Source organism: Ideonella sp. (assembly GCF_035254525.1).
Classification (GTDB): domain Bacteria; phylum Pseudomonadota; class Gammaproteobacteria; order Burkholderiales; family Burkholderiaceae_C; genus Ideonella.
The window spans coordinates 1-26,657 of the sequence record NZ_DATFAN010000095.1; the positions used below are offsets into that span (position 1 = coordinate 1).

A 26,657-nucleotide genomic window follows, 5' to 3' on the forward strand; every position below is an offset into this window, starting at 1 on the left:
CCCACCCCACCAACCACAAGGAGCCTGACTTGAGCCACAGCCTGACCCCCGTCGTCCACCCCGAACTCCACGAACACGAGCGCCAGCGCTGCGAGGTCTGGACCCGCGTGATGGGCTACCACCGCCCGAAGTCCTCGTTCAACATCGGCAAGCAAGGCGAGTTCGCCGAGCGGCGCTACTTCGATGAGCCGTGCGAGGCGCAGCACCGGCTCGATTGCCTCGCCGAAGCCGGTGCTTGAACTGGGCGGCTTTCAGCCGTTCTCGACGACCGACTGGCCCGGCCAGCTGTGTGCCGTGGCCTTTGTCCAGGGCTGTCCCTGGCGCTGCGGCTACTGCCACAACCCCGGCCTGCAGTCGCGCCAGCGGGCGGCCGGCGCGCCGCGCTGGCCCGAGGTGCAGGTGCTGCTGCAGCAGCGCGCGGGCCTGCTCGACGGCGTGGTGTTCAGCGGCGGAGAGCCGACGCTGGACGCCGCGCTGCCCGACGCCATCGACGACACCCGCGCGATGGGCTTCGGCATCGGCCTGCACACGGCCGGCATCTACCCGCGCCGGCTCGAGGCGCTGCTGCCTCGGCTCGACTGGATCGGGCTGGACCTGAAGGCCGATGCGCCCGGCTACGCGGCGCTGACCGGCGCGCCCGGCAGCGCCGAGGCGGCGGCCGAATCGCTGCAGCTCGTCGCCGGCAGCGGCGTGCCATTCGAAGTGCGTACGACCTGCGACAGCGCCTGGCTCGGCGACGCGGCGCTGCTGGCCATGGCCGCGCAGCTGCGGGCGCTGGGCATCACGAGCTGGGTGCTGCAGCGCGAGCGGCGGCCGGTGGCTGGCGTATCGGGCGCGTGGCAGACGGCGGCACCCGCCCCGGCCGCGCTGTGCGACCGGCTGCGCGACGAGGTGGGCCTGGCCATCGAATGGCGCTGAGTGGCCAGCCGCGCCTCGGCGCCCGTCAGCCCGGCACGTAGAAGCTCGCGGGCGCGGTGACGCCGCCGTGCGACGCCGATCCGTCCAAGGGCTCGACGACCATCCGCACCGGATGCGAGCCTCGCCCCGCCGCCGCGGCCTCGTCGGGCGGCAGCCGCAGCGTCACGGGCAGCGACAGGATGCCGGCCGGCTCGATCGTCATCTCGCGCGACACTTCGCTGCCCAGGCCCGGCAGGCCCTCGGCGCGCAGTCGCACGTGCTGCACCTGCTCGGTCCGGTTGCCGATCTGCACGCGGTACAGGTTTTCGATCGCGCCGTCCTCGCCCAGGCGGGCCAGCGCCGCGCGGTCCTTCAGAACGTCGACCTGGAACGGTGCTCGGTTCGCGAGCGACCACACGAAGCCGCCGCACAGCACGGCCAGCCCGGCGAAGTAGACGAGCACCCGCGGGCGCAGCACACGCTTGAACATCTGGGCCCGGGTCCATTTGTTCTCGACGCCGTTGGCGGTCGCGTAGCGGATCAGGCCGTGCGGCGCCGCGAGCTTGTCCATCACCTGGTCGCAGGCGTCGATGCAGGCGGCGCAGCCGATGCACTCGTTCTGCAGGCCCTTGCGGATGTCGATGCCGGTCGGGCAGACCTGCACGCACAGCGTGCAGTCGACGCAGTCGCCCTGGCCGAGGGCGCGCGCCTCGGTGCCGCGTGCACGCGAGCCGCGCGGCTCGCCGCGGGCCGCGTCGTAGGTGATGATCAGCGAATCCTTGTCGATCAGCGCGCTCTGGAAGCGGGCGTACGGGCACATGTACTTGCACATCTGCTCGCGCATCCAGCCGGCATTGCCGTAGGTCAGGCCCGCGTAGAACAGGATCCAGAACCACTCCCAGCCGCTCAGTGCGAAGCGGCCCGCGGAGGCGGCCAGCGCGCCGATCGGCGTGAAATAGCCGACGAAGGTGAAGCCGGTGGCCAGCGCCAGCGCCGCCCAGGCCAGGTGCTTGCCGCCCTTGCGGCGCAGCTTGCCCCAACCCCAGGGCGTCGCGTCGAGGCGCATGCGCGCTGCGCGGTCACCTTCGAGCTTGCGCTCGATCCACATGAACATCTCGGTGTAGACGGTCTGCGGGCAGGCATAGCCGCACCACAGCCGACCGGCCACCGCCGTGAAGAAGAACAGGCCGAGCGCGCTGATGACCAGCAGCGCCGCGAGGTAGATGAAGTCCTGCGGGAACAGCATCATGCCGAAGACGTAGAAGCGCCGGCTGTCGAGGTCGAACAGCAGCGCCTGGCGGCCGTTCCACTGCAGCCAGGGCATCGCATAGAAGAACAGCTGGGTCGCCCAGACCATGATCCAGCGCCAGTTCGCATAGCGCCCGGTCACGCTGCGCGGGTAGATCTTGATTTCGGCGGCGTACAGCGGCGTGCCGCCGCCCGCCGCGGGGACGATGTCGGGTCGGGCCATGGCTCAGGCGGGCAGCAGTTCGGCCAGCGTGTGGCCATCGAGCTCGCGCAAGAAGGCCGCCAGCGCGTCGTTGAAGAAGCCGGTCAAGCGGCAGCGGCCGCTCAGCTGGCAGACGTTGCCGGTGCCCAGGCATTCGACCAGCGCGAAATCGGGCTCGACGTTGCGCACCAATGCACCAAGGTTGATCTCGCCGGGCTCGCGCGCGAGGCGCATGCCGCCGCCCTTGCCGCGCACCGTGCTGATCCACCCGGCCAGGCCCAGCTGGTGGGTGATCTTGGTCAGGTGCGCTTCGGAGATCTCGTAGGCCTGGGCAATCTCGGCCGTGGTGCACAGGCGCTCGCGGTGCTGGCCGAGGTAGATCAGCATGCGCAGCGCGTAGTCGGTCATCGTGGTCAGGCGCATCGCATCATCCCGGTTGGCCGTCGGCGCGCGGGCGCATCAGCATCGGCGTGTAGCGCCAGAGGTAGAGCGCGAAGGCCAGCGACCACAGCCCGGACGACAGCAGCGCAGCGCTGACCAGCGAGGCCGGCCACGCAAGCGGCAGGAAGACGCGCACCAGCGCGGCACTGAGCATCGCCCCGTAGGCCAGGCGCTCGAACGGGCCGGCGCGCAGCGGCCGGCCGGTGTGGCCCAGCGCCGTGCGGGTGATCATGCCCAGCGTGATCAGGCCGATCACGCCGACGGTCAGCGCGTGCGTGGCCGGGCCGCTGGCCCACCAGCCCAAGGCCGCGCCGGCGCGCAGCACCAGGTGCACGGGCAGCCAGGCGTAGGCCGCATGCAGCACCCAGACCAGCGGGTTGGCGAGCGCCTTCCACGGCTGCCACAGCCACCAGCGCCAGGTGTGCACGACGGCGGCGGCGGCCAGCGCCGCGGCCAGTGCCGGCGCGGGCACGCCCAGCGCATCGAAGGCCGCGATCACCAGCACCGTAGCCAGCGCCGAACGCTCGACGCGGTCGTCACGCCGCGCCTGCATGCCGGGCACGCCGTTGTTCGAGAACATCGGCACCACCCGGCCGGCCATCACGGCGATCATGAACAGCACCACGTCGAGCGCCAGTGGCAGGCCGAGGCCGGCCGGCAGCGCCAGCGCACCGAGTTGCGCGAGGTGGAACACGCCGGCGGCCACGCCCATCATCACCAGCAGCCCGACGAAGAAGTAGTTGCGCCGGTTGCCGCCGGCGTGCAGTGCGCGCCACAGGCCCCAGGCGGCGAGCCAGGGCACGGCGATGTTGAGCACCGCCGCGGCCGCGCCGTAGGGCATCAGCACCGCGATGCGCGCCGCGACCCACAGCAGCGCCAGGGCCATCAGCGGGCGCCCGGTCGGCGTCGGCTGGCCGGACCAATTGCGCCCCGCGGTGAACAGGAAGCCGACGATCACCGCCAGCGCGTAGCCGAACACCATCTCGTGCGCGTGCCAAGCCGCGCCGCGCAGGTAGCTCGCGCCGAACAGCCCCGAGAACTGCAGGGCCCACAGCGGCACCGACAGCATCGCCAGCATAGCGGCCAGCAGGTAGAACGGGCGAAACCCCAGGTCCCACAGCGCCCAGCGGCGGTCGCGCCGGGCGCGGCGAATGGGCTCTTCGAGCGGGATGAAGACGGTGGCCATGGCGTCTTTAAGTTGTATCTTGAATATACCTATTATCCGACGACGGGTCGCCAGAAGGAATATTCAGGATGAAACTTTGATCTGGCGCAAGCGGCGCCAGGGCCCTCGCCCGGGGCGAGGGGTCAGTTGCGCCCGCGCCGCTGCTGGGTCATCTGGCCGACGGCCAGCACGGCCTGCGTGCGCGAGCTGACGCCCAGCGCCCGCAGCACGGCCTGCACATGGTCCTTGATGGTCTCGACCGACAGGCCGAGTCGGCGTGCGATGTCCTTGTTGGACTTGCCCTGCAGCAGCAGCATCAGCACGTCGGCCTGGCGCGGCGTGACGCCGAGTTCCTCGAACGAGGGCAGGCTGTCGCCATTGCCCGCGCCGCCGGTGGCGTGCGCGGCAACCGGTGCGGGCGGCGGCTCGTCCGCGTCGCGCATCGGGTTGACCGTCATCGTCGGCACGTAGATGCCGCCGGCCATCACCAGGCGCAACGCGTCGGCCAGGTCTTCGGTGGTCATGCGCTTGGGCAGGAAGCCCATCGCGCCGAGGTCGATCGCCTGGATCACGTCGCTCGCGCGGTCGGACGAGCTCAGCACCACCACCGACAGCTCGGGGTCGGTGCGGCGCACGTCGGTCAGCAGCTCGAAGCCGTTGGCATCGCCCAGCTGCAGGTCGAGCAGCATCAGGTCGTGGTCCTGCTGCACGCGCAGCGTGAAGCGGGCTTCCTTGGCGCTGGACACGGCGTTGACGACCACGCCAGGCACCAGGTTCTCGATCATCGCCTTCAGCGCGGTGAGGATCAGCGGATGGTCATCGACCAGGAGAACTTTCATCCTGAAATCGTACAGGTCAAACAAATTGTCGGGTTAGGGACTCCGCCACGCAGACCGGCTTGGCGGCCCCGTCGCGCTCGATCGTGGCTTCGACGAGCAGCTGCGCGCCGCCTTCCAGCGGCTCGTAGGCCAGCAGCTTGAAGCGCGCCCGCAGCCGGCTGCCCACCGGCACCACCGCCGGGAAGCGGACCTTGTTCAGGCCGTAGTTCAGGCCCATGCGCACGTCATCGACGACGAAGCCGTGCTCGAAGAACCAGGGCAGCAGCGACAGCGTCAGGAAGCCGTGCGCCACCGTCGCGCCGAAGGGGCCGGCGGCGGCGCGGACCGGATCGACGTGGATCCACTGGTGGTCGCCGGTCGCGTCGGCGAAACGGTCGATGCGGGTCTGGTCGATCGTGAGCCAGTCGCTCGTCGCCAGTTCGTCGCCGACACGAGCGGCCAGGTCGGCCAGGCGGGCAATGTGCGTCGTCATGAGCAGTTCTTCTTCGTTCAGCCGGCCACCCAGGCCAGCAGCGGTTCCCATTGCGCCAGGTCGCGCTCGACGCGGCTGGGCGCCACGTCCCACAGCGTCAGCCCGTGCGCGGCCAGGTGCACGTAGTTCTGCGTGTCGCGGATCGTGGCAACCATCGGCGCCTTCAGGGTGGCAGCGTATTCCTGCAGCCGTTCCTGCGCGATCGTGTGGTCCTTGACCCGCATGCCGACGAGGCCGAGGCGGATCCGGCCCGCGCGCGGGTACTCGCGCAGCTCGGCCAGGAAGGCGTGGGTCGCCTGGATGTCAAACAGGCTGGGCTGCAAGGGCACGAGCAGCTGATCGGCCACGTTCAGCAGCGCGGCCAGCTTCTTGCCGTGCATGCCGGCGGGTGCGTCGATCACGACATGCGTCGTGCCCCTGGGTGGGCGCACCTGGCCGGTCTCTTCGCGGATCTCCCAGTTGGTGATGGCCGGCGCGGCCTCGGGGCGCAGCTTCAGCCACTGGCGGGCGGACTGCTGGCGATCCAGGTCGCCCAGCATCACCGCGTGGCCCTGGCGGGCCAGCGCACCGGCCAGGTTGGTGGCCAGCGTGCTCTTGCCCACGCCCCCCTTGGGGTTCGCGATCGCGATCACCGGCATGCCTTGCTCCTCCTGGACGATTTCGCGGGTATGGTAACGGCCGCCCGCTCCCGCCCGCCCCGGATCAACCATGGCTTTGCCCGAGATCGTCGTCCTCGTCGCCCACCCTCGCATCGAGCACTCCCGCGTCAACCGCCGCCTGATGCAGGCGGCTGAAGGGCTGCCTGCGGGCCGCGTCGCGGTGCGCGACCTGTACCGGCTGTACCCCGATTACCTGATCGACGTAGAGGCCGAGCGCACCGCGCTGGCCGCCGCCCGGCTGCTCGTCTGGCAGTTCCCGTTCCACTGGTACGGCCCGCCGCCGATGCTCAAGCTCTGGCTCGACGAGGTCTTCGGCTTCGGCTGGGCCTACGGCCCCGGCGGCACGGCGCTGCGCGGCAAGGACCTGTGGCTGGCGGTCAGCACCGGCGGCGGCGAGCAGGCCTACCACCCCAGCGGCCACAACCGGCATTTCATCGACGCCTTCTGGCCGCCGATCGAGCAGACGGCCGTGCTGGCCGGCATGCGGTTCCTGCCGCCGCTGGTGCTGCATGCCGCCCACCGGGTCAGCGACGACGAGGTGGCCGGCCATGCCGCGCTGTACGCCGACCGCCTGGCGGCCTACCCGAACTGGCCCGAGCTCGCCGAGCTGGAAGTCGACACGAGCTGCTTCGTGCCGGCCACCGACCGACCGCAGGACTGACCGATGGAAACCGCCCACACGACGAGTTGGCTGCTGACCAGCCTGATCTACCTCGGCGCCGCCGTGCTGGCCGTGCCGCTGGCCCGGCTGGCGGGGCTGGGCTCGATCATCGGCTATCTCGCCGCCGGCATCGTGATCGGCCCCTGGGGCCTGAAGCTGGTGACCGACCCGCAGGCCATGCTGCACTTCGCCGAATTCGGCGTGGTGCTGATGCTGTTCCTGGTGGGGCTTGAACTGGAGCCCAAGCGCCTGTGGGCGCTGCGCCGGCCGATCTTCGGCTGGGGCACCGTGCAGACGCTGGGCTCGGCCGCACTGATGTGGGGCGCGGCGGTGGCGTTGGGCGCCGAATGGCGGCTGGCGCTGGTCGCCTCGCTGGGCCTGGCGCTGTCGTCCACCGCGATCGGGCTGGGCGTGCTGGCCGAGCGCAACCTGATGTCCACCACCTCGGGCCAGAGCGTGCTGAGCGTCGCGCTGTTCCAGGACATTGCCGCCATCCCCATCCTCGCGCTGGTGCCGCTGCTGGCCGGCGCGCGCGGCGGCGGCGGCTGGTCGGGTGCCGTCAAGGCGGTCGCCGTGATCGCCGCGATCGTGCTGGGTGGCCGCCTGCTGCTGCGCCCGGCGCTGCGCTGGATCGCCGGCAGCAGGACGCCCGAGATCTTCACGGCCGCGTCGCTGCTGCTCGTCGTCGCGATCGCGGCGCTGATGCAGGCGGTGGGCCTGTCGATGGCGCTCGGCGCCTTCCTGGCCGGCGTGCTGCTGGCCGAGAGCGAGTACCGGCGCGAGCTGGAGACCGACCTCGAGCCGTTCAAGGGCCTGCTGCTGGGCCTGTTCTTCATCGCGGTGGGCATGAGCATCGACTTCGGCGCGGTCTGGGCCCACCCGGGGCTGGTGGCCGGGCTGGTCGTCGCCTTCCTCGTGCTGAAGGCGCTGGTGCTGACGGCGATGGGGCGGTGGATGCCGATTCCGCTGGCCGAGCGGCCGGTGTTCGTGATCCTGCTGGCGCAGGGCGGCGAGTTCGGCTTCGTCGTCTTCCAGGCGGCCGCGCAAGCCGGCGTGATCGAGGCCGAGACCTCGTCGTTGCTGGTGGCGGCGGTGGCCCTGTCGATGCTGCTGACGCCGCTGCTGCTGGTGGCGGCCGACCGCTGGTGCGAGCGCTACCGGGCCCATCGCCCGCCCACCCACGGGCTGGCGCCGATCAACGAGGCGCAGGACGCGCCGATCATCATTGCCGGCTTCGGCCGCTACGGGCAGATCGTCGGCCGGCTGCTGTTCGCCAACGGCCTCAAAGCGACCGTGCTCGAACACAGCGCCGAGCAGGTCGAGAGCCTGCGCCGCTGGGGCTGGCGCGTGTTCTACGGCGACGCGACGCGGCTGGATCTGCTGCGCGTCGCCGGCGCCGGCAGCGCCAAGGTGCTGGTGGTCGCGGTCGACGACATGGCGCAGAGCCTGGCCGTGGTCGACCTCGCGCAGGCGCACTTCCCGCAACTCACGCTCGTCGTTCGCGCGCGCAATGCCCAGCACTGGTATGAGCTGAACCGGCGCGGTGTGACGCACATCGAGCGCGAAACCTTCGACGCGGCGCTCATGTCGGGCCGAAGCGTGCTCGAAACCCTGGGCTTCGAACCCCACCAGGCGCGCACGCTGGCGTGGAAGTTCCGCCGGCACAGCATCGAGCAACTGCATGAACTCGCGCCGCACTACGGGGACCAGGCGCGACTCATTGCGCTGAGCAAGGCGGGCCGCCAGCAGCTCGAGGACATGTTCGCCCAGGACCGGGCGCTGCGCAGCGAGCGCCCGGGCGGCGCCGGCTGGCACGCCGACGACGCCGAGGAGGCCTCGGCCCCGTCGCCGCGCTAGTTCGACGGGGCGGGTTCCGGTGTGGGTGCGGGTGCGGGTGCGGGTGCCGCGGCCGGCGCAGGCTGCGGTGCCGTCGTCGGGGCCGGCGCTTCAAGGGTCGGTGCCGGTGCCGACTGCATCGGCTCAGGCGTGTGGTTCACCGGCGGGCTCGCCTCGGCCGGCTGCGGCTGCGGCCGTGTGCGCGTCGCCTCGCGTCGCGGCGCGGGCGCCGGGGCTGCCGCCGGCGCGGGCGTGGCGGCCGGTGCCGTCGTGACCGGCGGGCTCTCGGGCGCTGCCGTGGCGCTCGTGGTCGCGGCGGCGCTGCCATTCGCCTCGGCCGAGGGCGTCGGCCCCGCGGCCGGCGGAGCCTCGTTCACCATCGACTCGACTGCCGGGCCCTGGGCCACCGACTGCGTCTCGGCCTTGTGCTTGAACTTGTAGTCCATGCCGACGAACAGCGCCGCAACGGCCAGGCCGATGACGACCGCCGGCAGCATCTTGCGGCGCCCCGACGGCGCCTCCCAGCGCGCCGACGAGGTGCTCGACATGGGCGAACCTCCCGTGGCATCGCGCTCGGGGCCGGAAGTGACAGAGGGATTGGGTTGAATGAGCTTGTCCATGGGCGCCAGCTTGAAGCGGCGCGCCGGCCGCTGCCATGAGACGCCGGGCCGAGTGTTTGTCAGCCTTGTCCTACAGCCCCCAACCGCTGCAGGCGACAATCGACCGATGTTCCAGCCCTCCCAGCACGACGTGCGCCGCTTCTTCTGCGAGGTGGCCGCAAAACAGAAACAGCGCGCGCCGCTCGCCGCGATCGAGGCGCTGGCCGGCGGCTGGATCGACGAACACCCCGAGTACGCCGACGACCTGGCCGACGTGGACGCGGCGCTGGCCGCCAGCTACACCGTCGAGGAAGGCCGCAGCAACCCCTTCCTGCACCTGGCGATGCACCTGACGATCAGCGAGCAAGTCTCGATCGACCAGCCGCGCGGCATCCGCCAGGCAGTGGAGTTGCTCGCCGCCCGGCGCGGCTCGCTGCACGACGCCCACCACGAGGTGATGGAGTGCCTGGGCGAGATGATCTGGGAATCCCAGCGCAGCGGCCTCCCCCCCGACGGCCTGGCCTACTTGGACCGCGTGAGACAACGCGCCACGCGGGATTAGCTACTTCAGCGATACCCACTGCAGTTCCAGCCAGTTGTCCGCCCGGTGCACGACGGTGACGTTCTGGCGCGCCGCCCACGGAATGAACTGCCGGTGCAGCGGGATGTGGTGCACCTGCTCGTTGTGGCGCAGGAAGACCTTCTTGATCAGCGCCTTGCGCTTGTCGGCGTCGGGCTCCTTGCTGGAGGCGGCGGCGAGCGCGTCGAGCTCGTCGTCCTTGAAGTTGCCGCGGTTGTATTCGCCCACGCCCTTCTCGCCGCGGTTGCGGTAGATCGGCGTGAAGGTCACCTCGGGGTCGGTGATCGAGCCGCCCCAGCCGAGCATGTACAGCGAGACGTCGAGCTTTTCCTGCTTGGGGAAGTAGGTCGCCTTGGGCATCGCGTTGACGCGCACCTTGACCTTGATCTTGTCCCACATGCCGGCCAGCGCGACGCAGATGCGCTCGTCGTTGATGTAGCGGTTGTTCGGGCAATCGAGCGTGACCTCGAAGCCGTCCGCGTAGCCCGCGTCGGCCATCAGCTTGCGCGCGGCCGCCAGGTCGTAGGGCAGGCGCTTCTCGATCTCCGGGTCGTTGAAGCTGCCCAGCGGTGACGGCACCACGGCGCCGGTCGGTGCCGCCTGGCCGTTCATCAGCTTGGCCTTGATCGCCTCGATGTCGATCGCCTGGTACAGCGCCTTGCGCACCCGAACGTCCTTGAACGGGTTCTTGCCCTTGACGCTGCTGTAGAGCAGTTCGTCGCGCGCCTGGTCCATGCCGATGAAGATGACGCGGTTCTCAGGCCCGTCGATGACCTTGACGCCATCGGTGTGGCGCAGGCGCTCGAGGTCGCGCGGCGGCGGGTCGAGAATGAAATCGACTTCGCCCGAGATCAAGGCGGCAACCCGGGTCGCATCGCTCTTGATCGGCGTGTAGACGATCTCCTGCACGTTGCCCTCGAACTTGCCCCACCAGCTCGGGTTGCGCTTGAGCACGGTCTTCGCGTCGGGCTGGCGCGAAACCAGGACCCACGGGCCGGTGCCGTTGGCATGCAGCGCCGCGTAGGTCTCTTCCTTGTTGGTGAAATCCTGCGGCTTGGTGACCTTGTGCTGCTCGCACCAGGCCTTGCTCATGATGTAGACGGTGTTCAGGTGCTGCAGGAAGATCGGGTCGAACTGGCTGAGGTTGAACTCGACCGTGTAGTCGTCGATCTTCCTGGGTTCGCCGAGCGCGCTCGCGTAGTTCGCGATCTGCGAGGTCTTCTCCTTCGCGCGGTTGACCGAGAACACCACGTCGTCGGCCGTGAAGGGCTGGCCCTCGTGGAACTTGACGCCGCGGCGCAGCTTGAAGGTCCATTTCAGCGGGCCGTCCTGTTTCCATTCGGTGGCCAACGCCGGCGCCAGCCCGAGCTGCTTGTCGCGCGCGACGAGGAACTCGTAGATCTGGCCGTTCAGCGCGTTGGTGAACAACTCGTTCTGCGAGTCGGGGTCCATGGTCTGGGCATCGCCCTGGCTGGCCCAGCGGAAGGTCTGGGCCCGGGCAGCGGTCGTGGCGGCCAGGGCCAGCGCCAGCACACACAGCGCGGCGGCGAATCGTCGGGGCATGTTCGGCTCTCCATTCGCCCCAGGGGTCGGGGCATCTCAGGTGAGCCGCAGTGTAGGCAAGGCCCGTGCCGCCCTGCGCCGCGGGGTTTCCCGCGGGGCCTCAGCTGCGCCGGTGCACGGCCTCGCCGGCCCACAGCTCGTCGAGCGACGGGAAGCCCCACGCCTTGGGGTCCTCGCGCGAGACGATCCTGTCGTTCGACCGCGCCAGGTCGAGCACCTGCACGGCCACCGGCATGTTCGACTTCAGCGAGAAGAACACCTTGACCTGCGGCGCCACGAGGTTCTGCGGGTTCTGTTCGGTGACCACCGCCAGGCGGCCCGACTGCAGTTTGACCAGCGAGCCGACCGGGTAGATGCCCAGGCTCTTGACGAAGGCCTTGAAGACCTCCGGGTCGAAGTGGCCCTTCCACGTGGCCATCGCGGCGATGGAGGCCGCCGGGTCCCAGCCCGCCTTGTACGGCCGGTTCGAGGTGACCGCGTCGTAGACATCGCACACCGCGCCCATGCGAGCGAACTGGCTGATGCGATCGGACGGCAACTGGTATGGGTAGCCGGTGCCGTCGAAGCGCTCATGGTGCGCCAGGCACACATCGAGCACGACCTCGGTGGCACCGCGGCCCTCGACCAGGATCTCGTGGCCGCGCAGCGGGTGCTGCTTCATCACGTCGAACTCGTCGGCGCTCAGCTTGCCGGGCTTGTTCAGCACGTCCAGCGGCATCGCCGCCTTGCCGAGGTCGTGCATCAGCCCGGCCAGGCCGGCTTCACGGCACGCCGTGCCGGGCAGGCCCAGCTCGCGGCCGAGCGCGACCATCAACGCGCAGACCGCCACCGAGTGCATGTAGGTGTAGTCGTCCTGCGTCTTCAAGCGCGCCAGGCTGACCAGCGCGCCGGGGTTGCGGAACACCGAATCGGCGATGTCGTTGACCAGGGGCAGGCACTGCTCGGCGTCGACCGCACGGCCCAGGCGCGCCTCGCCGAACATCGAGCGGACCTTTTCCTGGCCTTGTCGGCACAGCACGGCCGCCTGTTTCAGCTCGTCCTGCAGCCGGGCGCTGGCCGGCGGCGGGGCGGCGGCCGCGACTGCGCGCGGTTCGTTCGGTGCGGCTGCGGCTGCGGTTGCGGGGGTCGGCGGCGTGGCACTGGCCGGCGCCACGTCCTGTCCCTTGCTGACGTCGATCCACACGCCCGCCAGCCCGCTCTCGCGCAGCTTCGCCAGATCCGCCGGGTCGCGGATCAGGAAGCGCGTCTTCCAGAACGGGTGGTCGATCCAGGGCCCGTCGAGTGCATGCAGGAACATGCCGACGCGGACCTGATCGAGGGGAATCTTCTTCAGCATGGGCCGGTGGGTTGACGGACACGGCCACGCCGGTCGCCCGGCTGCCGCTGTCGTACCGGTATCGGCACGACAGCGCAGGACTGAAGGCGTTTCTTCAGGCCTGCGCCAGCTGGCCGGCGCCGGCCTCGAAGCGGAAGATGCTCACCGCATCGACCAGCTTGCCCGCTTGCAGCTTCAGGCTTTCGGCGGCCGCGGCGCTTTCTTCCACCAGGGCGGCGTTCTGCTGGGTGGCCTGGTCGAGCTGGGTCACCGCCTGGTTGACCTGACCGATGCCGGCGGTCTGCTCCAGCGTGGCGCTGCTGATCTCCCCAATCAGGTCGGTCACGCGCTGCACCTGGCTGACGATGTCGCCCATCGTCGTGCCGGCCTCGCCGACCAGGCGAGAGCCGGTCTCGACGCTCTCGACGCTGGCGCCGATCAAGGTCTTGATCTCCTTGGCCGCCTCGGCCGAGCGCTGTGCCAGCGAGCGCACCTCACCCGCGACCACCGCGAAGCCGCGACCCTGCTCGCCGGCACGGGCGGCTTCCACCGCGGCGTTCAGCGCCAGGATGTTCGTCTGGAACGCGATGCCGTCGATCACGCCAATGATGTCGGCGATCTTCTTCGAGCTGTCGGTAATGGATTGCATCGTGCTCACGACCTGGGCCACCACCTCGCCGCCGCGGCTGGCCGCTGCGCTGGCCGAGTGGGCCATCTGAGCGGCGCTGCGCGCGGTGTCCGCGTTGTTCTTCAGGGTCGCGTTGAACTGCTCCATCGAGGCGGCGGTCTGCTCCAGGCTCGAGGCCTGCATCTCGGTGCGCTGACTGAGGTCGAGATTGCCGGCCGCGATCTCGACGGACGCGCTCTGCACCGTCTCGGCCGACAGGCGAACTTGCTGCATGGCGCGGCCGAGGTCACGGTTGACCGTCTTCAGCGCCTGCAGGAGAGTGCCCACTTCATCGTGCGACTGCACGGTGATCTCGCGTGACAGGTCGCCCTCGGCCACCGCCTGCGCCACTTCGACCGCCTGGCCAAGCGGGCGGGTGATGCTGCGCTGGATCTGCCAGGCGATCAGCACGCCGAACACCAGCGCCGCGACCGACAGGCCGACGATCAGCGCCACCGCCTGCTTGTAGGCGGCATCGGCCCGCTCGTTGCGCAGGTGCGAAGCCTGCTGGATCGCCTGGACCACCTTGTCCAGCGCCGCCACGTGGGCGAGCTGCACCGGGCGCAGTTCCTCGCGCGTGACCTGGGCCGCGCCGGCCAGGTCGTCGGCCATCGAGCGGTCGATCACCTTCTCGGTCGGCGCCTTGACCGCGAGCAAGGCCGTGGCCGTCTCGGCCAGCGCCGCCTTGACCTCGGGCTCGATCGGCATCGCGGCCAGCGTCTCGGCGGTGCGGTCGTAGTCCGCACGCGCCTTCTTCATCTGGTCGAATTCCTTCTTCTTGAAGGCCACGTCGTCCTGCATCACGGCGTCGCGCAGCGCCATGCCCTGGTAGCGGGCCAGGTCGCGCATGTTGTTGGCCAGGCGCTCGGGCGCCTCGCCGGTCACGGCCTCGAGATCGGCCTTGATCGCCGACAAGCGGCTGAGCGAGATGGCGCTGATGACCGCCATCAGCACGAGCACGGCCGCGAAGCCCAGGGCCAGGCGGGCGCCAACCTTCAGATTCTTGAACATGGTCTCTCCCAAGGGCCCGCCTCTCGGCCGGGCCCGACTGGTTGCGGGTGCCGCTGCAACGGACCGGCGATTACTTCGCGGTGACCCCGGCGTGGATCACGCCGATGGGCTTGCCGCCGTCCAGAACCGGCGCGGCCACGTGCACGCTCGGGATCTGCGTCGTCGTGTCGGGCTTGATCTCGCCGGCGGACCAGGGTTGGCCCTTGATCGGATTGGAGAAGACCGGTCGGTTGGCGTTGTTGTAGATCAAGGGCCGGACGCTGGCACCGACGAGGTTGCCCTTCTGGTCGCGCAGCACGATCTTGTTGACTACGTCATCACCCTGTTCCCACTTGGCGATCTGGGTGCTAACCTTGCTCGTCAGCGCAGCCTTCACGGCGGGGTCGGTGTCGGCGAGCTCGATCCACTTCCCATTGTTCATGCCGCCGGTGGCGTCGTGGCTGTTGGCTTCACGCACGGCGGCGAGAACGGTCGGGTCGGCGGCGAGTTCGACCAGGCGCTTCTTCGCCTTTTCGACCTTGGCTTGCACATCGGGAGGCAGCTCGCCGGCCATGGCGGGTGCAACCAGGCAGGCGAGGGTCGTTGCGGAGGCGGCCACCAGCGTGGCCAGGCGCGGCAGGTAGTTCATTGGGGTCCCTGTAATTGGCAATTTGGTCATCCCGGCGCTCCGGCACCGGCATCGGCTCGGCGCGGCAAACGCCGCCCAGTGAGCTATCGGCATCGTCGCTCAGACATTGAGCGGCGATCGAACGATCAGAGGGGGAATAACCGCAAGAATCAAGGACTCCCTACGTGACCTTGTGCGGTTTGGCATGGCCGCCGGGTCAACGCGCGATTGAGCATGCCGAAGGGCTGGGCAGGCCGTGACATGGCACGGTCTCAGTCCCCGCGAGATTCCAATATCAGAGAGGCTCCACGATGAAAGTATTCATGATCGGCACCCAGCGGTCAGGCTCGAACCTGCTCCGCCTGATGGTCAACCAGGCCCCGACGATCGCCGCGCCCCACCCGCCCCACGTGCTCGAGCGCTTCACGCCACTGCTGCCGGCCTATGGCGACCTGCGCGACGAGGCCGCGTTCCAGCGCCTGGTCGACGATGTCGTCCGGCTGGTCGAGGTGAACCCGGTCTCCTGGGGCGTCGAGTTCGATCGCGCCGACATCCGCCAGCGCTGCCGCGACAACAGCCTGGTCGCCGTCTTCGGGTCGGTGATGGACCGCATGGCCGAGGCCTACGGCAAGCCGGACTGGATGTGCAAATCCCTCGCAAACGTGCATTACTTACCGGAAATAGAGCGTTACTTCGGTGGACAGGCGCGCTTCCTTTATCTATACCGCGACGGGCGAGACGTCTGCCTGTCCTTCCTGAAGGCGGTCGTCGGCGAGAAGACCGCCTACCACGTCGCGCGCCAGTGGGAGCGTGAGCAGCAGCTCGCGCTCGAGTGCGGCCGGCGGGTACCGGCTTCGCAGTACCTCGCCCTGTCGTACGAGGAGCTGACGAGCAACCCCGACTCGACCTTGCAGCTGCTGTGCCGCTGGTTGGGCATCGAGTTCAGCCCGACGATGCTGGACTTCCACGCCTCGGAGGAGGCGAGCAAGACCGCCGCATCCGGGCGTCTGTGGGAGAACGTCAAGAAGCCCGTGATGTCGAGCAACACCAAGAAGTGGCTCACCGGCATGTCGCAGGACGAGGTGATCGATTTCGAATCGGTGGCCGGCCCATCGCTCATCGAGCTTGGCTACGACCTGCACTTCGTCGGCAAGGCCGAGCCGGCGCGGGACTACGATGCGGCGGCGCAGGCGGCGCTGGACGATCTCAACCGGCAGCGCAAGGCCGCGGTGAAACAGGAGCTGCCGGCCGAGGACATCGCCGCCCGCAAGCCGCAGGAAGACCTGCTGGCGTCGATCCGCTCGCGGCTGGTGGCCGCCTGAGCCCGGTGGAGCGCCCGAGATGAACGAGATGACCGACATCGCCAAGGTGACCGAACTGGCCGAACCCACGCACCGCCCGACGCCGGCCCGCATCTTCGCCGACTGCGCCCTGCTCGGGCTCACGGCCTGGGGCGGCTTCATGGCGCTGCTGGCGCAGGCGCAGGAGCGCTTCGTCAAGCAGCGGCAGTGGGTGTCCGAGAAGGAGTTCCTGGACCTCATCGCGCTGGTGACGATGCTGCCGGGCCCCCAGGCCGTCAACGCGATCGCCGTCACGGGCCATCGCGTGGCGGGCTGGGCCGGCTTCGCGGCGGCGTTGTCGGGCATCGTGCTGCCCGGCTTCGGCATCATCCTCGCGCTGTGGTTCGGCTACTCGTTCCTGAGCGCCTACCCGAGCGTGCTGCGGGCGGTCACGGTCGGCGTGCTGCCGCCGCTGGCGATGATCCTGGGGCTGGCGGCGTTCAACCAGTCCAGGAAGGCGACGCCGGGGCGCAAGGAGAAGGCCCTGGCGGTGGCCGCCACCGTGCTGCTGCTGGTCATCCCGTTCTGGGCGGCGCCGATCTACGTGCTGGCCTTCGGCGCGCTGGTCTCGCTGGTCTTCTGGCCTGCGCCCAGGCAGGCGGAGCAGGCCCAGGGCCGTCGGCTGAAGCCGCTGGAACTGGCCTTGTGCATCGCGCCGGCGGGGCTGGCGGTCTTCCAGCTCGTGCCGGCGTTGCTGCCCGAGGCGATCGTGGCCAAGATCGGCCTGGTGTTCTCGGGCATGAGCACGACGCTGTTCGGCGGCGGGCTGGTGATGGTGCCGCTGCTGGAGGGCCTGATCGTCGACCACCTGGGCTGGCTGAACCACGCCGGCTTCAGCGCCGGCCTGGCCGCCAGCCAGCTGACGCCGGGGCCCATCCTCGGCATCGCCACCTTCACCGGGATGGAGGTTGCCGGCTTCGGCGGCGCGCTGGCCGCCACCGTCGGCATCTACCTGCCGACGGCCCTGATCGCCGTCGGGGTCAGCGGCGTCACCGATCGGCTGAAGAACTGGCGCCCGTTCCAGCATGCGATGGTCGGCGTGCGCTGCGCCGTGGTCGGGCTGATCGCCGGCGCGGCGATCTCGCTGCTGCTGAAGCTGCCGCTTCGCGACGCCCCCTGGCAGCTGGCGGCCCTGATCGTGGCCGCCTGGGTGGTCGTCTGGCGCTTCAAGCAACCGCCCTACGTGTCGCTGCCCATCGGGGCGGCGCTGGCCTGGCTGCTGCTCTGACGCCGGCTGGCAAAGCAAAAGGCCGCTGCGATGCAGCGGCCTTTTTTTTTCTTGCGGCCCGCTCGGCGGGCCGCGCGGTGCGCGGTCAGCGGAACTTCGCGTGCGAGACCGTCTTCAGCTCGCCCGGCAGGCCGGCGAGGTAAGCCGCCACCTGCTTGACCTCGGCGTCGCTCAGCGTGGCGGCCATGCCGACCATCGTCGGGTTGCCGCGGCCGACGACCTGCTTGTCCTTGGTCCGGTAGGCCTGCAGCGCGACGGTCAGGTAGTCGGCGTACTGGCCGGCCAGGCGCGGGTTCGCCGGGTCGGTCGTGTTGTTGAAGTTGGTGCCGTGGCAGGCCACGCACAGCGCCAGCTTGTCCTTCAGCGGCGCCGGCAGCTCGGCGGCGGCGGGCGCGGCGGCCGCGGCATCCTTGCCACTGGTTTCGTAGTAGGCGGCCAGGTCGGCAATGTCCTGGTCCGACAGCGAGCCGGCGATGCCGCGCATCGACGGGTGCTTGCGGTCGCCCTGGCGGTAGGCGGTCAGCGCGGCGGTGATGTACTTGGCGTTCTGGCCCGAGATCTTGGGCACCTTGTAGATCTGCGGGAAGCTGGCCTGGTAGCCCTCGATGCCGTGACAGCCGATGCACATGGCGTTCTTCTTCTCGCCCGCCTTGGCATCGCCCTTGATGTCCTGGGCCTGGGCCAGGGATGCGGCGCCGGCCAGGGCCAGCAAGACAGTCAGTGCCTTCAAGTTCTTCATCGCCGGGTCGTTCTCGTTCGAGCGGTGGTTGGACGGGGCTGTCGCTCCGGGCCAGCGCCTAGCGCAACCCGGGCTGACCGCGTTTGCGGTCGATCAATGATTATAGGGGGCGGCCTATTGACGTCCGTCGCCCTCCTATACTGTCTCGAGCCCCCACCCCCCGCGCGCCGCCGGCGCCCACCCCCATGAAATTCGAAGGCACCGACAAGTACGTCGCGACCCCCGACCTGATGCTGGCGGTCAACGCCGCGATGACCCTGAAGCGCCCGCTGCTCGTCAAGGGCGAGCCCGGCACCGGCAAGACGATGCTCGCCGAGGAAGCGGCTTCGGCGCTCGGCCTGCCGCTGCTCGAATGGCACATCAAGAGCACGACCAAGGCGCACCAGGGGCTGTACGAGTACGACGCGGTCAGCCGGTTGCGCGACAGCCAGCTCGCGGATGTCGTCGGGTCGGAGCGGGTCAAGGACATCCACAACTACATCGTCCAGGGCGTGCTGTGGCAGGCCTTCGAGGCCGACCGGCCGGTGGCCCTGCTGATCGACGAGATCGACAAGGCCGACATCGAGTTCCCGAACGACCTGCTGCGCGAGCTCGACCGGATGGAGTTCCACTGCTACGAGACGCGGCAGACGATCCGTGCGAAGCACCGGCCGCTGGTCTTCATCACGTCGAACAACGAGAAGGAGCTGCCCGACGCCTTCCTGCGCCGCTGCTTCTTTCACTACATCAAGTTCCCCGATGCCGAGACCATGGGCCGCATCGTCGACGTGCACTTCCCGAACCTGAAGAAGGACCTGCTCGCCGCCGCGCTGAAGAGCTTCTACGACGTCCGTGGCCTGCCGGGGCTGAAGAAGAAGCCCTCGACCTCCGAACTGCTCGACTGGCTCAAGCTGCTGGTGGCCGAGGACATCCCGGTCGAGGCGCTGCGCAGCCAGGACGACAAGGTGGCGCTGCCGCCGCTGGTGGGCGCACTGCTGAAGAACGAGCAGGACGTGACCCTGTTCGAGAAGCTCGTGTTCATGCAAAAGCACAACCGCTGAGCATGCTGAACGTGCAACCGGTGGAGCTCGAGCGGGCACCCGTTCGCCTGGTGCCGCTCGGCCTCGAGCACGAAGACGGCCTGAAGCGCGCCGCCGCCGACGGTGCGTTGTGGAGCCTGCGCGTGACCTCGGTGCCCGAGCCCGAGAAGACCCGCGCCTACATCGAGCTGGCGCTGGCGGGGCGCGAGGCGGGCCACCGTTTCCCGTTCGCCGTGCTGGACGCAGCCACCGGCGAGGTGCTCGGCAGCACCAGCTACCACGACATCGTGCCGGCGGTCGACCGGCTCGAGATCGGCTGGACCTGGTACGCGCAGCGTGTGCAACGCACCGCCGTCAACACCACGGCCAAGCTGCTGCTGCTGGCGCATGCCTTCGACACCCTCGGCGCGCAGCTCGTCGGCTGGCGCACCGACAACTACAACTTCGCCTCGCAACGCGCCATCGAACGGCTGGGCGCCAAGAAGGACGGCGTGCTGCGCCACCACGCGCTGCGTCGCGACGGCACGGTGCGCGACACCGTGATGTACAGCCTCGCCGCCGGCGAATGGCCCGAGGTGCGCGCGCACCTCGAGTGGCAGCTCGCGCGGCCGCGCTGAGGCGCGCGGCCAGCGCACGGCGGCACCGGGTGCTCCATCAGAGGCCCAGTTCCCTCAGGATCGCCTCGCGCAGCGCCTCGGCCTCGGGGCTGGCCAGCCGGCGCGGGTGCGGCAGCTTGACCTCGAAGCGGGCCTGAATCGTGGTCGGCCGCGGCGACAGCACGAGAATGCGGTCGGCCATGTAGATTGCCTCGTCCACGTCGTGGGTGATCAGCAGCACCGTGTGGCGCTCTTCCTCGAGGATGCGCAGCAGTTCGTTGCGCATGCGCAGGTTCATCAGCGCGTCGAGCGCGGAGAACGGCTCGTCCAGGTACAGGATCTCCGGCTTCACGATGAAGGCGCGGGCCAGCTCCACCCGCTTGAGCATGCCGCCCGACAGCTCGTGCGGGTAGGCCGACTCGAAGCCCTTGAGCCCCACCATCGCCGCATAGTGATCGGCCAGCGCGGCGCGCTCGCCGTGGTCGGCACCGTGTTTGCCATTCAGGCCGAACATCAGGTTCTGCTGCACCGTGAGCCAGGGGAAAACCGAGCCGTGCTGCGAGATCACGATGCCCCGCGGGCTCGGACCGGCCAGCGGCGCGCCATCGATCTCGACCCGCCCGGCGTCCGGCCGCTCGAAGCCCGCGATCACGTTCATCAGCGTGGACTTGCCGCAACCCGACGGCCCGACGATGGCGACGAACTCGCTGTCGGCCACGGCGAAGCTCACGCCGCCGATCACCGGCAAGGCGCCGAACCCCTTGCGCACACCATCGACCTTGATCTTGTTGTTATCGGACATAGCGCCACTTCACCGTCTTGAGTCGTTCGAGCAACCGGGTGGCGCCATCCAGCAGCAGGCCGATGATGCCGATGATGATCATCGCGGCGATCACCAGGTCGTAGCGGTTGCCGGCATTGCGCGAATCCATGATCAGGTAGCCCAGGCCCGAGCGCAGGGCGATCATCTCGGCCGCCACCACGACCAGCCAGGCCACGCCGATGCCGATGCGCATGCCGACGATGATCTCGGGCAGCACCGCGGGGATCACGACCTGGCGGAACAGCACGCTGCGCGTGACGCCGAAGTTGGCCGCCGCGCGCAGGTAGCGCCGGTCGATCGTGTGCACGCCCGAGGTTGTCTGCACGATCAGCGGGAACACCGAGGAGATGAAGATCAGGAAGATCGGCGACAGGTCGCCGACCCCGAACCACAGAATGGCCAGCGGGATCCAGGCAATCGGCGAGATCGGCCGCAGCATCTGGAAGATCGGGTTGAAGGTGCGGTAGGCGCCGCCCACCCAGCCCATCCACAGCCCGAGCGGAATGCCCACCAGCGCCGCCAGGCCGAAGCCGGCGCCGACCCGGAACAGCGAGGCGCTGATGTGCTCCCACAGGGTGCCGTCCTCGGCCAGTTCCAGCGCGCCGGTGACCACGGCCCAGGGCGTGGGGAAGATGGCACTCTCGGTCTTCACGACCACCGCCCACCACACGGCGATCACCACGCCGAGCACGGTCAGCGGCGGCAGGATCTTGCCCAGCCTGGCGCCAAAGTCTGTCGAATTCACCCGCACGATCCTTACCTATGCCCTCATTGCGCCAGCCGGCGCTGCCACTGGCGCCAGCGCCACTGCAGCGTGGGCCAGCCCGGCGCCGGCGTCGGCGCCACCACCACGCTCATCTGCCCGCTGGCATGGGCCGAGCAGGCAAAACTGTAGGTCGAGGCCACCTCGAAGGGCAGCCGGAAACTCTGCCCCGGCATGATCACCACCGGGCCGAACTGCTGCGGCACCTCGTCGTCGTTGCGCAGCAGCAGCGTGTCGTTCAACCCGAGCGTCAGGTCGATCCGGTCGGGCAGGATCTCGACGGCATTGCCGGCCATGCGCCGCGCCCAGGTTCCCTTGGGGATCGCGAACAGCGCATCACGCGAGTCCGCCCGGATCGGAGCATAGCCCGCCCACGCGAGCACCGCGATCAGGGCCAGGGCCAGCACGCCGGCTGCCCCGAGGAGAACACGGCCCGCCCTCACTTGAGCGCCAGCAGGAGCCGGAAGTCGTGCACGAAATCCTTCGCCTCGTGGCCGTAGGGCATCAGCGCCCGCAGCCGGCCGTCGCGGTCGATCAGGTACACCGAGCTCGAATGGTTCATCGCATAGCCGCCGCTGGGCATGGGCACCTTCACGGCCGTGATGCCGAAGCGCTTGTACACCTCGGCCAGGGCCGCCGGCGTACCGGTGCCACCGACGAAGGTCTTGTCGAAGGCCGTCAGGTAGCGGCCGATGCCGGCCAGGTCGTCGCGCTCGGGGTCGACCGTGACGTAGACCACCTGCACCGCCGGTGCGTCCGCCCCCAGTGCCTTGCGCGCCTCGGCCAGCGTGGCCAGCGTGGTCGGGCAGACCTCGGGGCAGTGCGTGAAACCGAAGACCAGGGCGACCACCTTGCCGCGAAAGCGCGCCAGCGTGAGCGCGCCGCCGTCGGTGGCCCGCAGGGCCGCCAGTCCGGGGGCGGCTTGGGGCGGGTCGAAGACGCCGGATTTCAGCGCCGGTGCGCCGGCCACCGGCGCGGCCTGCACGGCCAGCGTGGCCGCCAGCAGCAGCACGGTCGTGGCGGTGCGCAGCTTCACGGTGTCACGGAGCGTCACAGAACAATGGGAGCGGGCTTGGCCGCCTTGGCGAAGCTCTCGTCCACGTACTTCTCGTAAGCCACCGGCGCCTTCAGCGTGCCGGCTTCGACCGACAACTGCATCAGCTCCTCGAACTCGGCACGGATCATGCGCAGGTCGCCGTAGGTCACGCGGTCGGTCGGGTTCTCCATCACGAACTTCAGGATGTTCGGGTCCTGGTTGAAGAACTTGCGCCCCGCGGCGATGGCCACCGCCTTGTCGCGGTTGCCCTGCTGCAGATCCAGCCACTGGCCGGCACCCAGCACGTGGTTGACGAGGTCCTGCACCAGCGCCCGGTTGTCGCGGATCAGCTCCTCGCGCACGGTCAGCACGCAGCAGATGTAGTTGCGCCACTCGTCGCGCGTCATGCGCAGCGGCATGGCGTAGCCGGCGCGCTGCGCCGCGGCGCCGAAGGGCTCGCCGGTGCAATAGGCATCCACCGCCTTGGCGTAGAGGGCGGCCGGCATGTCGGGCGGCGGCATCTCGACGATCTGGATGTCCTTGGGCGTCATGCCTTCGCGCGCCAGCATCTTGCGCAGGAACAGGAAATCGACCGCGAAGCGGCTCGGGATCGCGATGCGCTTGCCCGTCAGATCCTTGAACTTCCTGTAAGGAGAGTCGGTGCGCACCATGATGACCGCGCCCGAGCGGTGGCCCAGCGACACGATCTTGACCGGGATCTTCTTGTCGGCGAGATCCATCACCAGCGGCGCCAGCATGTAGGCCGCCTGGATGCCACCGGTCATCAGAGATTCCTTGATCTCCGGCCAGCCGTTGTACTTGCTGTACTGGAACGCCGGCTGGCCGCCCACCGCCCGCGCCGTGCAGGCCACGGGCAGCGTCAGGTTGCAGGTGACCGGCAGGCCGCCCACCTGCAAGGGGGCGGGGCCGGCCACGGCCGGCAGCACCGGCCAGGCCGCGGCGGCCAGGGCGCCGCGCAGCACGTGGCGCCTGCCCAGGCCGGGCATTTGGTCGAAACAGGTAGACATTGGAGATCCATGACGCACCCAGTGAGGGTGAAGCCGCCATTTTCGCTCGGCGGCATACTCGCGGGCTCAGGGCGATCCCGCCCGCCTCGATGGAGCCTGCATGGCCAGCAAGAAGAAGTTCAACGTCGATGCGCTGTGGAAGGTCGAGCGCCTGGGCGCGCCCAGCCTGTGCCCCGACGGCGCGCAGGCCGTGTGCACGGTCAGCCGCTACGACATGGCCGAGAACAAGGCCCATGCGTCGCTCTGGCTGCTGTCCACGCTCGGGGGCCGGCCGCGCGCGCTGACGCACTGCGGCGAGAAGGACGGCCAGCCCCGCTTCTCGCCGCGTGGCGACTTGATCGCCTTCGTCGCCAAGCGCGAGCAGGAAGGCAAGAAGGACGAGGAGCCGCAGCTCTACGTGATCCCGCCCGACGGCGGAGAGGCGCGCCGCGTCGGCCTGGTCGCCACCGGCGTCGAGGCCTTCAAGTGGTTCCCCGATGGCAAGCGCATCGCCTTCGTCTCCTGGGTCTGGCCCGAGCTGCGCGGCGCCGCGGCCCAGGCCAAGGCGCACAAGGCCTTCAAGGCCCGCAAGGAAACCGGCTACGCGACCAGCGAGGCCCACTACCGCCACTGGGACCACTTCATCCCGATGGGCCGCGTCGCGCACCTGCTGGTGATGGACCTGGCCAGCGGCAAGACCACCGACCTGTTCGAGGGCACGAGCTGCGAGTTGACGCGCTGCGACCCCGACGCCGAGAGCTTCGACATCTCGCCCGACGGCCGGCGCATCGTCTTCTCGCACGACCCCTCGCCGACCCACCCGGTCGACGCGCGCTACGCGATCGCCGAGATGGACGTGAAGAGCCGACGCGTGACCGAGCTGGCGCGCGACCCGGCCTGGGACCTGACCGCCCCGCGCTTCAGCCCCGACGGCGAGCGCATCGCCTTCCTCGCCGCGAACCTGGGCCGCCGGCACACGATGCCGCGCCAGCTCGCACTGATCCAGCGCACCGCCGGCCGCTGGGAGCGGCAATGGGAAGTCGTCAGCGCCGAATGGGATCACGAGCTGAACGCGCCACTGCGCTGGGAGGAAGACGGCCTGGCCGTGCTCTTCGGCGCCGAGCAGCGCGGCCGCGTGCACCTGTGGCGCTTCGACCTGGCCGACCGCCGAGCCGAGGTGGTGGTCGAGGGCGGCACGCTGGGCGCCTTCGACAAGGCCGCGGGCACGCTCGTCACGCTGGCCGACACGGCCGACCACCCCGCGCGCCTGACGGCCCACCTGCCCGGCGAGGCGCCGCGCCGCATCGAGCCCTTCAACGATGCGCTGCTGGCCGGCTACCCGCTCGGCACCCACGAAGAGCGCTCGTTCACCGGCGCGCTGGGCGACAAGGTGCAGATGTGGGTCTTCTACCCACCGGGTTTCGACCGGAAGAAGAAATACCCGATCCTGCACACCATCCACGGCGGGCCCCACACCGGCCCGGGCGACCACTGGCACTACCGCTGGAACTACAAGCTCTTTGCCGCGCAGGGCTACGTGGTCATCAACGTCAACTACCACGGCTCGTCGGGCTTCGGCCACGCCTTTCTCGACTCGATCACCCATCGCTGGGGCGAGCTCGAGCTGCAGGACATCGAGGCCGCGACCGACTGGGCCCTCAAGCAACCCTGGGCCGACCGCCGGCGGGTCTTCGCCACGGGCGGCAGCTACGGCGGCTTCATGGTCGCCTGGATGAACGGCCACGTGAAGCCCGGCCGTTATGCCGCCTACGTCTGCCATGCCGGCTGCTTCGACTGGACCGCGATGTTCGCCGACGATGCCTATTCGTGGCACTCGCAGGAACTGGGCGCCTGGTACTGGGACGACCCGGCCAGGATCAATGCGCAGAGCCCGCACGCCTTCGCGGCGGCCATGAAAACGCCGACGCTGGTGATCCATGGGGCGCTGGACTACCGCGTGCCCGACCAGCAGGGCCTGGCCTACTACAACACGCTGAAGGCACGCGGCGTCGAAGCGCGTCTGCTGTGGTTCCCGGACGAGAACCACTGGATCCTCAAGCCGCGCAACTCCAGGCTGTGGCACGAGGAGTTCTTCGGCTGGCTGGCCGCGCACGACATGGTGCCCCCACGCTCCCGCCGGTCGCTGCCCGCCGAGGGGGCGCTTGCAGCGGACCGGCAAAGCCGGACCCGCGCAAGACCTTGATTGGGCGGCGGTGGGCTCGGTTCCGCCCGCGCACAATGTGGCACCATCGACTGCGCCATGCTGACCAACTTCTTCTTCACCCTGCGCGCCGCGAAGCTGCCGGTGTCCGTCAAGGAGTACCTGACGCTGCTCGAAGCGCTGAAGGAAGGCGTGATCGGCCCGTCGATCGACGACTTCTACTTCCTCGCCCGCACCACGCTGGTCAAGGACGAGGCGCTGTTCGACAAGTTTGATCGCGCGTTCTCGGCCTACTTCAAGGGCGTGGAGATGCTGACCGACTTCGGCAAGGAGATCCCGCTCGAGTGGCTGCAGAAAGTCCTCGAGAAGGAACTCAGCCCCGAGGAAAAGGCCGCCATCGAGAAGATGGGCTGGGACGAGCTGATGGAAACGCTGAAGAAGCGCCTCGAGGAGCAGAAGGAGCGCCACGAGGGCGGCAGCAAGTGGATCGGCACCGGCGGCACCAGCCCCTTCGGCCACGGTGGCTACAACCCGCAAGGCATCCGCATCGGCGGCCCGGGCAAGAACAAGAGTGCGGTGAAGGTCTGGGACCAGCGGGCCTACCAGGATTACGACGATTCGCGCGAGCTCGGCACCCGCAACATCAAGGTCGCGCTGCGCCGCCTGCGCCGCTTCGCCCGCGAGGGCTCCGAGCTCGAGCTCGACCTCGACGACACCATCCACGCCACCGCCGCCAACGCGGGCCTGCTGGACATCAAGCTCGTGCCCGAGCGGCACAACAAGGTCAAGGTGCTGCTGCTGATGGACGTGGGCGGCACGATGGACGAGCACATCCACCGCGTCGAGGAACTCTTCAGCGCTGCCAAGAGCGAGTTCAAGCACCTCGAGTTCTACTACTTCCACAACTGCGTCTACGACTTCATGTGGAAGAACAACCGGCGCCGCTTCTCCGAGAAGTTTGCGACCTGGGACATCATCCGCAAGTACAACAAGGACTACAAGCTGGTCTTCGTCGGTGACGCGACGATGAGCCCCTACGAGATCCTGCAGCCGGGCGGCAGCGTCGAATACAACAACGAGGAAGCGGGCGCCGAGTGGCTGCAGCGCCTCACCCACGCCTTCCCCAAGTTCGCGTGGATCAATCCCGAGCCGCAGGGCGTCTGGCAATACCGCCAGAGCATCA

General features: G+C 69.3%; 28 protein-coding genes. 11 read left to right on the plus strand and 17 right to left on the minus strand.

Annotated features, from left to right (window positions below):
• Positions 1–29 precede the first annotated feature (29 nt).
• Positions 30–239 (plus strand): anaerobic ribonucleoside-triphosphate reductase, encoded by a 210-nt coding sequence (nrdD, locus tag VJ693_RS09020; RefSeq protein WP_324153457.1) that lies wholly within the window; start codon positions 30–32, stop codon positions 237–239.
• Entirely contained in the window at positions 184–918 is a 735-nt protein-coding gene (locus VJ693_RS09025; protein WP_324153417.1) for an anaerobic ribonucleoside-triphosphate reductase activating protein, read from the plus strand. The genes nrdD and VJ693_RS09025 overlap by 56 nt, the downstream gene beginning before the upstream one ends.
• Positions 919–943: 25 nt before the next feature.
• Here VJ693_RS09025 and ccoG read toward each other — a convergent pair whose 3' ends face one another.
• From ccoG to VJ693_RS09055, 6 genes are all read right to left on the minus strand, one after another.
• Positions 944–2,368: a cytochrome c oxidase accessory protein CcoG gene (gene ccoG, locus VJ693_RS09030; protein WP_324153419.1), complete on the minus strand. Its 1,425-nt coding sequence runs from the start codon at positions 2,366–2,368 to the stop codon at positions 944–946.
• 3 nt (positions 2,369–2,371) lie between these two features.
• Positions 2,372–2,770 carry an Rrf2 family transcriptional regulator gene (locus tag VJ693_RS09035; protein ID WP_324153420.1) on the minus strand — a complete coding sequence of 133 codons (399 nt, stop codon included), beginning with the start codon at positions 2,768–2,770 and terminating at the stop codon, positions 2,372–2,374.
• A gap of 4 nt (positions 2,771–2,774) precedes the next feature.
• Complete coding sequence (locus VJ693_RS09040; protein ID WP_324153422.1) at positions 2,775–3,974, minus strand: NnrS family protein; 1,200 nt, start codon at positions 3,972–3,974, stop codon at positions 2,775–2,777.
• Positions 3,975–4,096: 122 nt separating this feature from the next.
• The gene (locus VJ693_RS09045) at positions 4,097–4,792 is read right to left on the minus strand and encodes a response regulator transcription factor (RefSeq protein WP_324153423.1); all 696 of its coding nucleotides are present in this window, start codon (positions 4,790–4,792) and stop codon (positions 4,097–4,099) included.
• 16 nt (positions 4,793–4,808) lie between these two features.
• The gene (locus VJ693_RS09050) at positions 4,809–5,264 is read right to left on the minus strand and encodes a MaoC family dehydratase (RefSeq protein WP_324153424.1); all 456 of its coding nucleotides are present in this window, start codon (positions 5,262–5,264) and stop codon (positions 4,809–4,811) included.
• Positions 5,265–5,281: 17 nt separating this feature from the next.
• Positions 5,282–5,902 (minus strand): ParA family protein, encoded by a 621-nt coding sequence (locus VJ693_RS09055; RefSeq protein ID WP_324153426.1) that lies wholly within the window; start codon positions 5,900–5,902, stop codon positions 5,282–5,284.
• A gap of 70 nt (positions 5,903–5,972) precedes the next feature.
• On the opposite strand from VJ693_RS09055, the gene VJ693_RS09060 reads away from it, so the two are divergent.
• Positions 5,973–6,584, plus strand: coding sequence for an NAD(P)H-dependent oxidoreductase (locus VJ693_RS09060; RefSeq protein ID WP_324153427.1), 612 nt, complete (start codon positions 5,973–5,975; stop codon positions 6,582–6,584).
• A 3-nt stretch (positions 6,585–6,587) separates the two neighbouring features.
• Complete coding sequence (gene kefC, locus VJ693_RS09065; RefSeq protein ID WP_324153429.1) at positions 6,588–8,441, plus strand: glutathione-regulated potassium-efflux system protein KefC; 1,854 nt, start codon at positions 6,588–6,590, stop codon at positions 8,439–8,441.
• Here the strand turns inward: kefC and VJ693_RS09070 are convergent.
• On the minus strand, positions 8,438–8,968 hold the full coding sequence (locus VJ693_RS09070) for a hypothetical protein (protein ID WP_324153430.1): 531 nt from the start codon (positions 8,966–8,968) through the stop codon (positions 8,438–8,440). The genes kefC and VJ693_RS09070 overlap by 4 nt on opposite strands.
• 178 nt (positions 8,969–9,146) lie before the next feature.
• Here VJ693_RS09070 and VJ693_RS09075 point away from each other — a divergent pair, with 178 nt between their 5' ends.
• Positions 9,147–9,581, plus strand: coding sequence for a DUF1841 family protein (locus VJ693_RS09075; RefSeq protein ID WP_324153432.1), 435 nt, complete (start codon positions 9,147–9,149; stop codon positions 9,579–9,581).
• On the opposite strand, the gene VJ693_RS09080 is transcribed toward VJ693_RS09075, so the two are convergent.
• The 4 genes from VJ693_RS09080 to VJ693_RS09095 all read right to left on the minus strand — a co-directional run bounded on the left by VJ693_RS09080 (position 9,582) and on the right by VJ693_RS09095 (position 14,783).
• Positions 9,582–11,162: an ABC transporter substrate-binding protein gene (locus VJ693_RS09080; RefSeq protein WP_324153433.1), complete on the minus strand. Its 1,581-nt coding sequence runs from the start codon at positions 11,160–11,162 to the stop codon at positions 9,582–9,584. It abuts the gene before it with no gap.
• A 100-nt stretch (positions 11,163–11,262) separates the two neighbouring features.
• The gene (locus tag VJ693_RS09085) at positions 11,263–12,498 is read right to left on the minus strand and encodes an HD-GYP domain-containing protein (RefSeq protein ID WP_324153435.1); all 1,236 of its coding nucleotides are present in this window, start codon (positions 12,496–12,498) and stop codon (positions 11,263–11,265) included.
• 94 nt (positions 12,499–12,592) lie between these two features.
• On the minus strand, positions 12,593–14,155 hold the full coding sequence (locus VJ693_RS09090) for a methyl-accepting chemotaxis protein (RefSeq protein ID WP_324153436.1): 1,563 nt from the start codon (positions 14,153–14,155) through the stop codon (positions 12,593–12,595).
• A 70-nt stretch (positions 14,156–14,225) separates the two neighbouring features.
• The gene (locus tag VJ693_RS09095; protein ID WP_324153438.1) at positions 14,226–14,783 is read right to left on the minus strand and encodes a hypothetical protein; all 558 of its coding nucleotides are present in this window, start codon (positions 14,781–14,783) and stop codon (positions 14,226–14,228) included.
• A 302-nt stretch (positions 14,784–15,085) separates the two neighbouring features.
• Between VJ693_RS09095 and VJ693_RS09100 the strand changes: the two genes are divergently transcribed.
• Both VJ693_RS09100 and chrA read left to right on the plus strand, forming a co-directional pair.
• Positions 15,086–16,084 (plus strand): sulfotransferase, encoded by a 999-nt coding sequence (locus VJ693_RS09100; protein WP_324153439.1) that lies wholly within the window; start codon positions 15,086–15,088, stop codon positions 16,082–16,084.
• A gap of 19 nt (positions 16,085–16,103) precedes the next feature.
• Positions 16,104–17,330 carry a chromate efflux transporter gene (gene chrA, locus VJ693_RS09105; RefSeq protein ID WP_324153441.1) on the plus strand — a complete coding sequence of 409 codons (1,227 nt, stop codon included), beginning with the start codon at positions 16,104–16,106 and terminating at the stop codon, positions 17,328–17,330.
• 85 nt (positions 17,331–17,415) lie between these two features.
• Here the strand turns inward: chrA and VJ693_RS09110 are convergent, their stop codons facing one another.
• Positions 17,416–18,069 carry a c-type cytochrome gene (locus VJ693_RS09110; RefSeq protein WP_324153442.1) on the minus strand — a complete coding sequence of 218 codons (654 nt, stop codon included), beginning with the start codon at positions 18,067–18,069 and terminating at the stop codon, positions 17,416–17,418.
• A gap of 185 nt (positions 18,070–18,254) precedes the next feature.
• Between VJ693_RS09110 and VJ693_RS09115 the strand changes: the two genes are divergently transcribed.
• Both VJ693_RS09115 and VJ693_RS09120 read left to right on the plus strand, forming a co-directional pair.
• Positions 18,255–19,109, plus strand: coding sequence for a MoxR family ATPase (locus VJ693_RS09115; protein WP_324153444.1), 855 nt, complete (start codon positions 18,255–18,257; stop codon positions 19,107–19,109).
• Between the two features lie 2 nt (positions 19,110–19,111).
• Positions 19,112–19,705, plus strand: coding sequence for a GNAT family protein (locus VJ693_RS09120; RefSeq protein ID WP_324153445.1), 594 nt, complete (start codon positions 19,112–19,114; stop codon positions 19,703–19,705).
• A gap of 37 nt (positions 19,706–19,742) precedes the next feature.
• Here the strand turns inward: VJ693_RS09120 and VJ693_RS09125 are convergent, their stop codons facing one another.
• The 5 genes from VJ693_RS09125 to VJ693_RS09145 are packed head-to-tail and all read right to left on the minus strand — an operon-like array spanning position 19,743 to position 23,334.
• A complete protein-coding gene (locus tag VJ693_RS09125) occupies positions 19,743–20,486 on the minus strand; it encodes an ABC transporter ATP-binding protein (protein ID WP_324153447.1) in 744 nt (247 codons plus the stop codon).
• Positions 20,476–21,252, minus strand: coding sequence for an ABC transporter permease (locus VJ693_RS09130; RefSeq protein WP_324153448.1), 777 nt, complete (start codon positions 21,250–21,252; stop codon positions 20,476–20,478). Before VJ693_RS09130 ends, VJ693_RS09125 begins: the two co-directional genes overlap by 11 nt.
• 23 nt (positions 21,253–21,275) lie before the next feature.
• A complete protein-coding gene (locus tag VJ693_RS09135; RefSeq protein ID WP_324153450.1) occupies positions 21,276–21,677 on the minus strand; it encodes a hypothetical protein in 402 nt (133 codons plus the stop codon).
• A 32-nt stretch (positions 21,678–21,709) separates the two neighbouring features.
• A complete protein-coding gene (locus VJ693_RS09140; RefSeq protein ID WP_324153451.1) occupies positions 21,710–22,306 on the minus strand; it encodes an SCO family protein in 597 nt (198 codons plus the stop codon).
• A 14-nt stretch (positions 22,307–22,320) separates the two neighbouring features.
• Entirely contained in the window at positions 22,321–23,334 is a 1,014-nt protein-coding gene (locus VJ693_RS09145; RefSeq protein ID WP_324153453.1) for an ABC transporter substrate-binding protein, read from the minus strand.
• Between the two features lie 100 nt (positions 23,335–23,434).
• Here VJ693_RS09145 and VJ693_RS09150 point away from each other — a divergent pair, with 100 nt between their 5' ends.
• Together VJ693_RS09150 and VJ693_RS09155 are read left to right on the plus strand one after the other, a co-directional pair.
• A complete protein-coding gene (locus VJ693_RS09150; protein ID WP_324153455.1) occupies positions 23,435–25,516 on the plus strand; it encodes a S9 family peptidase in 2,082 nt (693 codons plus the stop codon).
• Positions 25,517–25,573: 57 nt separating this feature from the next.
• The coding region (locus VJ693_RS09155) for a vWA domain-containing protein (RefSeq protein WP_324153456.1) at positions 25,574–26,657 on the plus strand (1,084 nt) is incomplete at its 3' end.